Source organism: Chromatiales bacterium, assembly GCA_020445605.1.
Taxonomy (GTDB): Bacteria; Pseudomonadota; Gammaproteobacteria; order JAGRGH01; family JAGRGH01; genus JAGRGH01.
The window spans coordinates 98,980-110,754 of record JAGRGH010000063.1 but is presented as its reverse complement, the minus strand read 5'-3'; the positions used below and the strand labels follow the sequence as shown (position 1 = coordinate 110,754).

At 68.8% G+C, this 11,775-nt stretch carries 9 protein-coding genes; 5 read left to right on the top strand and 4 right to left on the bottom strand.

Features of this window, described 5'->3' with window-relative positions; genetic code table 11:
• Window positions 1-9 precede the first annotated feature (9 nt).
• Both KDG50_15895 and KDG50_15890 read right to left on the bottom strand, forming a co-directional pair.
• Window positions 10-174, bottom strand: a complete 165-nt coding sequence (locus KDG50_15895) for a hypothetical protein (GenBank protein ID MCB1866900.1) — start codon at window positions 172-174, stop codon at window positions 10-12.
• A 32-nt stretch (window positions 175-206) separates the two neighbouring features.
• Complete coding sequence (locus KDG50_15890; GenBank protein ID MCB1866899.1) at window positions 207-374, bottom strand: hypothetical protein; 168 nt, start codon at window positions 372-374, stop codon at window positions 207-209.
• A 91-nt stretch (window positions 375-465) separates the two neighbouring features.
• Between KDG50_15890 and KDG50_15885 the strand changes: the two genes are divergently transcribed.
• Together KDG50_15885 and KDG50_15880 are read left to right on the top strand one after the other, a co-directional pair.
• Window positions 466-1,380, top strand: a complete 915-nt coding sequence (locus KDG50_15885; GenBank protein ID MCB1866898.1) for a hypothetical protein — start codon at window positions 466-468, stop codon at window positions 1,378-1,380.
• Between the two features lie 31 nt (window positions 1,381-1,411).
• Window positions 1,412-2,290, top strand: coding sequence for a hypothetical protein (locus KDG50_15880; protein ID MCB1866897.1), 879 nt, complete (start codon window positions 1,412-1,414; stop codon window positions 2,288-2,290).
• 248 nt (window positions 2,291-2,538) lie between these two features.
• Here KDG50_15880 and KDG50_15875 read toward each other — a convergent pair whose 3' ends face one another.
• Together KDG50_15875 and KDG50_15870 are read right to left on the bottom strand one after the other, a co-directional pair.
• Window positions 2,539-2,748: a hypothetical protein gene (locus KDG50_15875; protein ID MCB1866896.1), complete on the bottom strand. Its 210-nt coding sequence runs from the start codon at window positions 2,746-2,748 to the stop codon at window positions 2,539-2,541.
• 127 nt (window positions 2,749-2,875) lie between these two features.
• The gene (locus tag KDG50_15870; protein MCB1866895.1) at window positions 2,876-3,532 is read right to left on the bottom strand and encodes a Crp/Fnr family transcriptional regulator; all 657 of its coding nucleotides are present in this window, start codon (window positions 3,530-3,532) and stop codon (window positions 2,876-2,878) included.
• 48 nt (window positions 3,533-3,580) lie between these two features.
• On the opposite strand from KDG50_15870, the gene recC reads away from it, so the two are divergent.
• From recC to recD, 3 genes are read left to right on the top strand one after another with little or no spacing between them, the layout of a single operon-like run.
• Complete coding sequence (gene recC, locus KDG50_15865) at window positions 3,581-6,721, top strand: exodeoxyribonuclease V subunit gamma (protein MCB1866894.1); 3,141 nt, start codon at window positions 3,581-3,583, stop codon at window positions 6,719-6,721.
• Complete coding sequence (gene recB / locus KDG50_15860) at window positions 6,721-10,110, top strand: exodeoxyribonuclease V subunit beta (GenBank protein MCB1866893.1); 3,390 nt, start codon at window positions 6,721-6,723, stop codon at window positions 10,108-10,110. Before recC ends, recB begins: the two co-directional genes overlap by 1 nt.
• Window positions 10,107-11,750, top strand: a complete 1,644-nt coding sequence (gene recD / locus KDG50_15855; protein MCB1866892.1) for an exodeoxyribonuclease V subunit alpha — start codon at window positions 10,107-10,109, stop codon at window positions 11,748-11,750. The genes recB and recD overlap by 4 nt, the downstream gene beginning before the upstream one ends.
• Window positions 11,751-11,775: the final 25 nt, after the last annotated feature.

The following is an 11,775-nucleotide window of genomic DNA, read 5'->3' as shown; positions in this document are numbered from 1 at the left end:
GAGCGAGGCTTAGGCCTTACGGCGCAGCACTCGCGCCGCGATGACGGTGAGCAGAACACCCAGACCGAGCAGACCGGGCGCATCGAGCACGGGGACCGCGAGTACTGCCCGCGAACTCGCCCAGGCGGACGGCAGGGCTGCGAACAGCGCGATTGCGAGCAATGGTTTTTTCATGGAGCGGCTCCTCAATGAGGTCGGGCGAAAGGTCAGCGGCGACTACGCAGCGCGCGCAGACCCAGCAGGCCGACCATCACCGCGATTCCCAGCAGGCCCTCGGCGCCCAGCGCCGGCACGGCATTGGCCCCTTTGACCGCGGCGGCGCAGACATCGGAAACAAACAGCAAGATCGAGGACAATGCGAGCATGCGCTTCATGGATAATCTCCCCCCAGCGGAAAACCACGAAATTCCGGATCTTTTGCGCCGCCACAGGCGCGCGCGGACGCTACTTTAGCGGATTGCAACGATGACTGGACACCGGATACGCAGTCTGATGGCGGGTGCGGCGCTCGCAGCGCTGTCGTCTGCCTGTCAGGGCACCGTGGGCGGTGCCCGGACGACGGCGCTGATCGACGCGGAGTCCCCGCCCGATGCGTCCGAGATCGCCTGGCTGGTCAGGGCCAGCGATGCCGTTTTCGCGCGCGCCCGGCAATGGCCGCACCCGATCGATGAGGCGTTCGCTTCGCTGGGTGCGTGGCGCAGCTATTCGATCGATTGTCCGGCCGCTGCGCCTCTGGATCGCGTCGACATCCGGCTTCGCACGCGGTTTTCGCGCTGGCGCGACCAGGTGACCGTCAACGGGCGCCTACAGCAGGTACCGCCGCAGAACGCCGGCTACTATCTCTGGGCGCCGGTGCTGGCTGTACGCGGTCGGCAGATGCAGGTAGAGGCCGACAACCTGGTCATGTTCAGTCCCGATCGCCACCGCGGTGCCGATGCCAATCAGATCGAGCGCGATCTGTTCGACTTCGGTCTCGTCTATCACGAACTGCTGCACGCGCAGCTTCTGATCGACTGGTTTGGCAGCGACGACGGTCGCACGGAACTGTGCAACGGTCGCTTCGACCTCGACCAGGCCGATCCGGCGCACCGCGCGATCTACCCGCTGCTGCGGCGGTTTGCCGACGCGCTTGCCGCCGAGCATGCCGACATCATCGGCGTGCGCCTGCACGCCAGCGACGCGGCTGGCCTGGTGCATGTGGAGGTCCCCCTGCCACGGTCGAATTCCCCCGTGCGCAGGTCCGGAATCTGGCTGTTCGAGTTCTCGAACCTGACGCCCGACGCGAGTCGAATGGACCTGGCCGCGGGCCGCGTCCACTTCGATTCGCGGCTGGCCGACCCCGGACAGGACGGGTTCGTCATCGTCGTTCCAGCGAACTGAGCGCGGACTGCTTGGTGCCCGGGTCAGGTCAATGAAGGTGCTGGTAGCGGGGTTGCCGAAGACCGCCACGACGGCGGTGTTCACCATGGTTCGGGACGCGATGGCCGCGGCCGGTGAAGCGCCGGAGACGGTGTTTGAACCTGGCGGCGTTACGGTCGGTGAACAATCCGTGACCTTGCATCTCGGCGGACGCGAGATTTCATTGCACGATCCAATGCTGGTCAAAGTGATCGTGCACGGGGCAATGAACGCGGCCGCGCTCGAACCGGCCCTGACCGCTTTCGACCATGCAGTGTTGCTGGTGCGCGATCCGCGCGACTGGATCATCAGCCGCTATTTGTACAGCTGGTATCGCAAGCACCAGCCGGTCGCCAAGTTCTACCGCCGCGCAGTGCGTCTCGTGCGACGCAAGGAGGCCGCCCCTGTCAGCTTGCCGTTTTTCCGGCTTCTGGCTGCCGGCAATGCATCAGGGCGCGACCTCGGCGAGGAGATTGTTCCGGCCTATGCGGAGTTGCGGCAGCTGCTGACCATGGCCGGGGCAGGTGCATTCGTGATGCGGTACGAGGACTTCGTGGCCGGCCGGATTGAGGTGCTGTCCGCGCATCTGGGCCTGGACCTGTCCGCCGACGTCAGGGTGGATGATTCAGTAGCGCGGGTCGCGCGGTCGCGCTCGAGTGCCAATTGGCGCAAATGGTTCACGCCGGCGGATGTGGAATTCTTTTCGCCGCGAATCGACCCGATTCTCCGCGCCTGTGGTTACGACGCCGACGACTGGCGACTCGACGAAACGCCGGTGCTCGATCCGCGGACTGGCTCCGGGTATATGCAGCGGCTCTATGAAGGCGACTGGTCCGGGCGGCCAGCGGGATGGCGAAGCGTGTGGCGTCGCCTGGCGACCGGGCGCGGTTAGGGAAACTCTGAAAATTTCAGAGTTTTCCTAGTCAACGGATGTTAGACGTTGAAAATGAAAGAAAACGAAAAATCGCACCTTTTCGTTTTCGGCGCTCTGGAAATCCTGGACGGATTGATCGGAGCTTCCCCAGCGCAACTCTGTTCACGTCAGTTTTGCCCTCGCAAGCCGGGGCGGCTTGATACGGCCCCCTGGAATGGCGGGGCGATTGCCGGGCGAGACCTCCGTGTCCCGCCGTGGGTCGCCGGTCAGCCGTGTCCGGCGCGTTCCATGGCCAGTTCCGGCCAGTAGGTCTTTTTCGGATCCTTGGCATTGAGTTCGGCGGCGAGCTTTTTCGCCGCGCCGTAGGTCATCACCTTGTCGGCCATCTTGCCGGCCTCGAAGCCGTACTTCATACGCCAGCCGATGATGAAGCCGTCGCGGTCGGCGTTCTTCGCCAGGGTTTCGCTGTAGGTCATGGATTGCTCCTGAAAGAGGACGGTCTGGGACGCTGCCGGGGGCAACGTCGGGGATTCGGGTCGCCCGGGCGGGACCCGCGCCGGGCGCGAAAGCATGCATCGGGTGTCGCTCCGCTGCAAGCGACCGTTACCAGCGTTTCGGCAGCCGCTCCTTCACGATGATGCGCTTGTCTTCAACTTCGATGTAGCCGCCGGCGCGCAGGTCACTGAGAATACGCGTGACCATTTCCCTCGAAGCGCCCACCATTGAGGCGATCTCCTGGTGCGTGAGCCGCGGGGTGATCATCAAGCCATTTTCCTCCTGCGCCTGGTTGAGCAACAGCCGCGCCGTGCGGCCGTAGACATCCAGCAGCGCGAGGCTGCCGACGTTTTCCGCGAGCGCCCGTACCCGGCGCGCAAGGGTGCGTAGGAGGTTCAGCGCGATTCCCGGGCGCGCATCGAGCCAGCGCAGAAAATCGGCGCGCGTGATCACCAGCATTTCCGCTGGTTCCAGCGTAACCACGGTCGCGACCCTGGGGGCCGGGTCGAGCAACGCCAGATCGCCGAACGAGTCGCCTGCGTCGAGCGTGCCCAGCACCGCTTCGCGGCCCTCGTCGTCGGCGATCAGAACGCGAGCGCGGCCTGATACGATCACGTAAAGCGAGTCGGAATCGTCATCGCGTGAGATGACGACGGCGTTTCTGGGAAAGGCCCGCTGAACTGCCAGGTCGGCAATGACGTTCAGATCGGCGTCGGCGAGACCACCGAACAGCGTGACATCTTTTAGGAGGTAACCCGAGGACATGGTTCCGCTGCAAGGCCGAATTGCACAAGTCGCGAGGATTGTAACGATGTGCGTCGACCGTTCGCCTACGCAACGATGCTGAAGGTCACGCGCGCCAACCACCTGGAGGCGCTTGCGGATGCCTGGCGGCGCGGCGTGGATGGCGGGTGTGCGTCCCCATTTGAACCGGAGTGGCTGGTCGTGCCGGACATCGGAACCGGTCACTGGCTGGTTCAGCAGCGGGCCGCGCAGACCGGCATCGCGGCGAATCTCAAGGCGCTGCTGCCCGCCGAGTTCCTAGCGCGGGTCGCCAACGGCGTCGCCGGCGAGTCGCCCGACGCGGCCGCCTACACGGCCGAGGTGCTCGGCTGGCGTCTGCTGGCCGCGCTCGATCTCGGCACGCAGGCCGGCCCGCCGCTGGACTATTTCCGCGCCCAGGACCGGCGCGGGCAGTTCGAGTTCGCACAGGCGCTGGGGCGGACTTTCGAGCGCTATCTCATCTATCGACCGGAGTGGATCGAGCCCTGGGATCGTTGCGCTACCCGCGACGACTGGCAGGCCGCGCTGTGGGCGCAAATGCACCGCGACCGCGCGCCGGCGCACTGGCGCCTGCGCCTGTCCGACACCCTTGAACGGCTCGCGGACGGGGCGATCTGGCCGTCGGCCGCGCCAGTGGCCGTGTTCGCATCCACGGCCCTGTCGCCCGCCTATCTGGAGGCGGTTGCTGCGCTCGGTCAGTTCCTCGACATCGAGCTCTACGTCCTCGATCCGTGCCGCGAGTACTGGGCTGACCTCGTCGCAGAGCGCACACGCGACCGGCAGAGCGTGCCGCGCCGCGAATACTTCGCGACCGGGCAACCGCTGCTCGGCGCGCTGGCGCGCCCGGCGCGCGACTTCATCGGCGCGGTGCACGGGCTGGACGCGGTCGATGCCGAGGTCTGGGTCGAGCCAGCGTCGAATACGTTGCTCGGGCGGATACAGGCCGACCTGCTCGACCTGCGCGCAGCCGAGCCCGGTGGGGCCATGGGCGACACCAGCGTGCAGTTTCACAGCGCGCATACCCCGTGGCGTGAGGCGGAAGTCCTGCACGATCTGCTGCTCGATCGCTTCGAGTCGCTGCCCGGACTCCGGCCACATGAGATCGCCTTGTTCGTGCCGGACATCGACGAGTACGGCACCGCCCTGCGTGCGGTGTTTGGTGCGGCGCCGGAGCACCTGCGTATCCCGGTGGATCTGGCCGGCGAGCGTGCGCCGGAAATTGCCGCCTGGCAGCGGGCGATCGATGCCCTGTTCGATCTGTGCGCGGACACGCCGCCGATCGAACGGCTGCTCGCGCCGCTGGAGTGTGAAGCGGTCCGTGCGCGGTTCGGCATCGAACTGAGCGAGCTCGCGGATATCGAGGACTGGGTGCGTGCCGTGGCGATGCGTGGTGCGCCCGACACCGACACGGCGCTGGCAATGGCCGACGGACTGGACTTCAGCTGGGCCCAGGGCCTCGACCGACTGCTGCTCGGCGTCGCGTTGCCGGCCGGCGGGGTCGACTGGTTGGACTGGTGCCCGCCGGTGGACTTCGAGGGCGAACGCGGCGAGTGTCTCAGTCGATGGCTGGATTACGTCTCGGTCGTGCGCGAACTGCGCTCGAGCTGGCGCACCGCAGCGGACGCATCCACGTGGATCGAACGCCTGCGCGCACTCGGTCGCGCCGGGTTCGACGGCGAAGCGCAACCGGACGCCGCGGCGGTGTACGACGCCGCGCTGGATCGCATCGAACACGCGCTGACCGTCGCGCGCTTCGCGCGCGAGCTCGATGTCGAGACCCTGCGCGCGGCGCTCGACGCCGCCTGGGCGTCCGGTCGCGGGTCGCCGCGGCTTTCCGGCGGTGTCGTGGTCGCACCGATCGGTCAGCTGCGCGGCGTGCCGTTTCGCGTGGTCTGCGTGCTCGGGCTCGACGCCGAACGTTTCCCGCGGCGGGACCGCGCAAAGGATTTCGATCGACTGGCCGATGAACATCGGGCGGGCGATCCGTCGGCGCGCGACGACGACCGCAACGCGCTGTTCGATGCGCTGGCCGCGGCACGCGATGGCTTCATCGCGAGCTGGTGCGGCCAGCATCCGCGCGACGATGTGCTGCGGCCGTGTTCGGTCGCGCTCGACCACCTGCTGGATACCTGCGTGTCGCTGACCGGCGCGGAGCGCGACGCGCTGATCACACGCCATCCGCGGCATGCGTTCAGCGCACGCTATTTTGCCGCGGACGCACGCTTGTTCAGCTACCGCGGCGAGCGTGTGCCGGCCCCCGCGGTGCCGTTGCGGCCGTTCGTCGACGCGCGAATCGAGGCGGCGCCGGCAGTGGAACCAGCGGTGATCGAGCTGGCGGCGTTCGAGCGCTTCTGGGCCGACGCACCCGGGCGCTGGGTGCGCACGGCACTCGGCATCGATCTGTACGACCGGCCCGATTCGCTGCCTGAGCACGAGCCGTTCGAACTCGAAGCCGATGTGCGAATCGCCCTGCGGCGGGTGCTGCTTGCACAACCCGAGGTCAGCGACGCCTGGCTGCGCCGGCATCTGGAATTGCCGGCCGGGGCGCCGGGCCGCCTGATGCTCCAGAGCGAACGTCAGCTGCTCGCCGGCATGCTGCGCCGGCGCGCGGCGCTGGTCGGTGATCCAGTCGCGGCGCGTGCCTTTGAACTGACCCTGGACGGCGCAGTGCTGACCGGCACGCTGGACGACATCGCCGAGCGCGGCGCGTGGTCGTTTGCGCGCCACTCGAAGCCGTCCGCCCGCGATCAGCTTGCGCTGTGGCTGCGTCATTTGTGCCTGTGCGCCGTGCAACGGTCGGCGGCGGACGTGCAGAGCGTCGTTCTCGGCGGCGACGAAACCAAGAAGTTCGCGGCGGTGGACGATGCGCCGGGCATTCTGACGCGTCTGATCGCCTGGTATCGCCGCGGGCAGATCGAGCCGCTGCCGCTCATTGCGGCCGCCGCGATGGATTACGTCGAAGCGCTGGAAAAGGCCGGCGACCACGACGCGGCCCTGGTCGCCGCGCGCGCCGCGCTCGAACCGGATTATCGCGGCCACACACCGATGAAGCATGCCGGCAATGCACTGGTGTTCCGCGGCCGCGACCCGCTCGCCGAGCCGTTTGCTGAAATCGCCATCGAGGTGTTCGGCCCGCTAGTCGGCGCACGCGTAAAGGGCGGCAAGGGCTGATGCAGACGACCCCGGACCTGGACGTCGACGACGTCGCGCTCGGCGGCTGGCAGCTCGTCGAGGCCAATGCCGGCACCGGCAAGACCTGGGCGCTCGAACAGCTGTACCGGCGGCTGGTCGAGGAGGCCGGGATTCCCGTCGAATCGATTCTGGTCATGACCTTCACGCGCGCCGCGACCGCTGAGCTGCGCGGCCGGATCGCCGGGACACTGGGCAAACGCATCGCCGGGATCGCCGCGGACGACCCGGCCCGCGAGCGTCTGGAGCGCGCCCGCGCGGACATGGACCTCGCCGCGATCCACACCATCCACGGTTTCTGCCAGCGCGCGCTCGACGACCACGCCTTCGCGGCCGGCCAGCCGCTTGCGCGCGAGGCCGCACCGTCGTTGGCCAGCGATCGCGTCGCGGCGCTCGGCGAGTGGTGGAAACGTCAGCTGCCGATGCAGCCGCAGGCGGTGGTGGCGGCGCTGGTCGCCAGCGGGGCCGGGCCGACACGCTGGGCCGAAGATTTCCGCAAGCTGCTGGCGCGGCCGTATCTCGAACACGAGGTGCCGGACGACGGCGGGCTCGATGCTGCGCTCGCCGCCTTCGACGAACAGGCCACGGCGCTTCGCGAGCGCTGGTCGCGCGAGCGCGATGAGTTTGGAGAGATCCTCAGGGACGGTCGCCTGAGCAAGACCTATTTCGGTCAACCGCGCATCCAGCGAGTGTTCGAGTGGCTCGACGCGGTCGCTGCGGGTGTCGACGCTGAGCTTCCCGAACATATAGACCTTCGGGTCTTTGCGCCCGGGGACCTGGGTCAGTTCGCCAAAAAGGGACATACACCACCCGATCACCCGATGTTTGCGCGCATCGAGCGGCTGGGCATGGCGGCGGCGGCCCGTGATGCGGCCGTGGAGATGCGCATCGCAGCGCTGCGGCATGCGGCGTTCGAGTGGCTCGATGCGCAGCTGCCGATACGGCGGCGCGCCGCCCGGGTGCTGGGCTACGAGGACATGCTGGTCGAGCTGCACACCGCGCTCAATGGTGCCGGTGGCGCACCACTCGCCGCGCGACTGCGTCGCAGGTATCGCGCCGCGCTGATCGACGAGTTTCAGGACACCGATCCGCTGCAATACGAGATCGTGCGGCGCATCTTTGCGGACGACGCGCCGGTGTTTCTGGTTGGCGATCCGAAACAGGCGATCTATGCATTTCGTGGCGCCGACGTGCATACCTATTTCCGGGCGCGCGCGCAGGTCGCAACGCGCTGGCTGTTGCGCAGGAACTGGCGCTCGACCCAGGGGATGATCGCGGCGGTCAACGTCCTGTATGCCGCCAATGCCGCGGCGTTTGCGGATGCCTCGATCGATTACGCGCCAAACCTGCCATCGTCCCGGTCGGACGGTGAGCCAGGCGCGGAATCACTGCGCGTGCATTGGCTGGATGCGGCGCTTTCTGCGACCGACGCACAGCCGGTGTTCGCGCAGGCCGCCGCGCGGCTGATCGCGGAGCAACTTGCGGCGCACGGCACGACCCGGCGCGCGGCGGACTTCGCGGTACTCGTGCTTCAGCACGCTCAAGCCGAGCGCATGCGCGCGGCGCTGGCCGCGCTCGGCGTTCCCGCGATCACGCGCACGAAGACCGGCGTGTTCGAGACCGAGGAAGCGCGCGAGCTGCAATGGCTGCTAGCCGCGTGCATCGAGGCCGGGCGCGCGCCGGAACTGCGGCGGGCACTGGCGACCCGGGTGTTCGGGCTGGACGCCACGGCGATCGCCGCGCTCGCGTCCGATGACCGGGCGTGGGCCGGGTATGTGGATCGTGCACATGAATACCAGGCGCGCTGGCACCACGCCGGGGTTGGCGCGATGCTCGAACGGGTGTTTATCGAGCAGCAGGTGTGCGCGCGCCTGCTGGCCGAGCCCGACGGCGCACGCCGGGTCACCAACCTGTATCACCTGCTCGAACTGACCGAGCAGGCCGAGGCCGACGCGGGCCGCTCGCCGCGCGGAACCCTGGCGTGGTTCGAGACCCAACGCGCAGAGCGACCGGCCGGCGATGAGGACCCCTCGCTGCTGCGGCTCGAAACGGATGCCGACGCGGTCCAGATCGTCACCATGCACGCGGCCAAGGGGCTTCAGTATCCGGTCGTCGTGCTGCCGTTTGTCGCCTGCGACAAGGCCGCTGACGATCCAAAGGACTTGGCGATCGTGCACGAGCAGGGCGCGCCGCTCGTGAGCTGGGGCGGGGTCTCCGCGGATCGAGGGGCGCTTGGGCGCGAACAATCCCGGGCCGAGATCGCGCGCCTGCTGTACGTCGCGCTGACGCGCGCGGAGCAAGAGTGTCATGTCTTCAGCGGGCCGGTGAAGCTGACGAAAAGCGGTGGCGTGTCCATGCTCGACCAGCTCGTCAACACCGAGGCGGCGGGCGAACCGGACGCACAGCGACGTTGCTGGGACGCGCTTGTGGCGCAAGCCGGTGGCGCGATTGCGTTCGCGTCGGCGCCGTCCGGGACGGAGACGATTCGGGCCGGTGCGGCGATTGCGGCGGCCGGCAAGGCTCGAAGCTTCACCGGCCGGCTGGCGACGGCACGACGCATCGGAAGTTTCAGTTCGCTGGCGGGCGCGGGGCACGCCGATGACGCACCGGACTACGACCTGATCGCCGCGCAGGCCGAGGCGCCGGAGCCGGCGTCCGCCTTGTCCATCGCCGGGTTTCCACGTGGCGCGCGTGCCGGTGTCTGCCTGCACGAGATCCTGGAACATGCAGAACTCTCCGCTCCGCAGACGGACGGTAACCGCGACGTCGTAGCGCGCACGCTGCTGCGTCACGGCTATCCGCAGACCTGGACCGAGGTTGCGCTGGACATGCTCGGGCGGGTCGCGCATACGGCGCTCGACTCTGCGACCGGCATGACGCTGGCGGACGTGGGTCCGAACCGCATGATCCGCGAACTCGAGTTTCATCTGGGCGCGCGCTTCGACGCTCGAGAACTCGTGCAGCTGCTGCGTCGCCACGACGTGCCCGTTGGCGAGTTGTCCGCCACGCGAATCGACGGATTCCTGCGCGGGTTCGTCGATCTGGTCTTCGAACACGTGGGCCGCTGGTGGATCGTCGACTACAAGTCGAACTGGCTCGGTGCCGATCCGCGCGGGTATCACGCCGCCGCGATGGACGGGGAGATGCGTCGGCACGATTACGCGCTGCAATACCTGCTCTACACCGTCGCGCTGCACCGCTGGCTGGGGCAGCGCCTGCCCGGCTACGACTACGAGCGGAACTTTGGCGGCGTGCGCTATCTGTTCCTGCGAGGGCTCGATCCGCGCGCGCCGGAATGCGGCGTATTCGCGGCGCGTCCGTCGCGCGTGTTCGTCGACGCACTCGATCGCCTGCTGGCCGGTGCACCATGAGCCGGGGGGCGCCGTTCACGGGACTTGGGCGCCACTTCGCCGATTGGGCCGCGCGCCAGAGTACGGGCGAACCCGAACTCGCCGCGCGCATGGCGGGCCTCGCGATCGAGGCCCTGCAGGCCGGGCATGTCTGCCTGGAGGCCGATGCCGCCGGTCTCGACGCCGAGCGACTGTTCGCGACCGGTCTGGTCGGCCACGCCGGCGAGTGCGCGGCACCGTTCGTGCTCGACGCCGCCGGCCGGCTGTACCTGTTTCGGTACTGGGACCACGAAGCCGCGCTGGCGCGACGGCTGGCCGTGCTCGATCGTGCCGCGCCGGTCGCGAACGCCGATGCGATCGGCACCGCGGTCGGGCGCCTGTTCGGGCCGCTCGCTGGGGATGCGCGCGATCGCCAGCGCGAGGTCGCGATGGCCCTGGCCTCGCGCGGTCTGGTGGTCGTCAGTGGTGGACCCGGCACGGGCAAGACCTGGACGGTGGCCAACGCCCTGGCGGTGCTCGCCGAATGCTGGCCCGGTGATTTGCCACCGCGGATCGGCCTTGCGGCGCCTACCGGCCGTGCCGCCGCGCGCCTGGACGAGAGCCTCAATACAGCGTGGCCCGACGCCGCCCGAGCCCCACGCGCGGCCCGGGCGCGGCCGGCGGGGGCGCAGACGCTGCACCGACTGCTGGGGATGCGTCGCGACGGTCGGGCGTCGTTCGACCCGTGCCGACCGCTGCCGCTGGACGTGGTGGTGGTCGACGAGGCGTCGATGCTCGATCTGGCACTGGCGCGCCGGCTCGCGGAAGCGCTGGCCGACGACGCACGTCTGATCCTGCTCGGCGACCGCGATCAGCTGGCGTCCGTCGAGGCCGGCGCGGTGCTGGCGGAGATCTGCGCCGCGGCGGGTCGCGGCGGGCCGCTGTATGGTGCCATGATCGAGCTTACGCACCGGTTCCGCTTCGGAGCGGAATCGCCCATTTCGGCGCTGGCCGATGCCGTGCGCGCCGGAGCTGCCGATGCCGCACTGGCCTCGCTCGGGTCCGGCAATCCAGCGCTGACACTGGTCCCCGCTGAACAGACTGGCGCGCTGCTCGGGACCTACGCGCAGGAACTTGCGCAAGCGATCGGCCGCGGGTCACCCGGCGAGGTCGCGCGCCTGCTGGACCGCGAGCGCCTGATCGCGGTCGTGCGCGAGGGCCCCTGGGGCGTGACCCGCATCGGCGCCGAGGTCGCCCGGCTGACGGCTACCCGCGGCGGCCACGGCGAGCCGCTGCTGGTGCGCGCGAACGATCCGGCGCAGGGTCTGTTCAATGGTGACCTGGGCATTCGCTGGCATGCCGGGCCGGAATCGGGGCCGCCCAAGGTCTGGTTCGACGGTGAGCGCTGGTTTGCCGCCGAACGCATCCCGGCCCACGAGCCGGGCTACGTGCTGACGGTACACCGGTCGCAGGGCGCGGAATTCGACGGTGTGACGCTGATACTGCCGGGCAGCGAAGTTCTGCTGGCAACGCGTGAACTCGTCTACACTGCCGTGACACGGGCGCGCTCGCGGGTGCGGATCGTCGGCTCGCGCGAGCGACTCGCAGCGGCCGTTGCGCGGCGCTTTGAGCGACGCAGTGGTCTCGCAAGCCGCATAGCGGCGGCGCGCGGCCAAACCTGAACGGGGCGATGCAGGCGACCGCGGT

Coding starts and splice junctions, on each gene's coding strand:
- recD (MCB1866892.1), top strand. CDS start 10,107: ATGAGCCGGGGGGCGCCGTTCACGGGACTTGGGCGCCACTTCGCCGAT.
- KDG50_15875 (MCB1866896.1), bottom strand. CDS start 2,748: ATGACCTACAGCGAAACCCTGGCGAAGAACGCCGACCGCGACGGCTTC.
- recB (MCB1866893.1), top strand. CDS start 6,721: ATGCAGACGACCCCGGACCTGGACGTCGACGACGTCGCGCTCGGCGGC.
- KDG50_15870 (MCB1866895.1), bottom strand. CDS start 3,532: ATGTCCTCGGGTTACCTCCTAAAAGATGTCACGCTGTTCGGTGGTCTC.
- KDG50_15880 (MCB1866897.1), top strand. CDS start 1,412: ATGAAGGTGCTGGTAGCGGGGTTGCCGAAGACCGCCACGACGGCGGTG.
- KDG50_15885 (MCB1866898.1), top strand. CDS start 466: ATGACTGGACACCGGATACGCAGTCTGATGGCGGGTGCGGCGCTCGCA.
- KDG50_15890 (MCB1866899.1), bottom strand. CDS start 374: ATGAAGCGCATGCTCGCATTGTCCTCGATCTTGCTGTTTGTTTCCGAT.
- KDG50_15895 (MCB1866900.1), bottom strand. CDS start 174: ATGAAAAAACCATTGCTCGCAATCGCGCTGTTCGCAGCCCTGCCGTCC.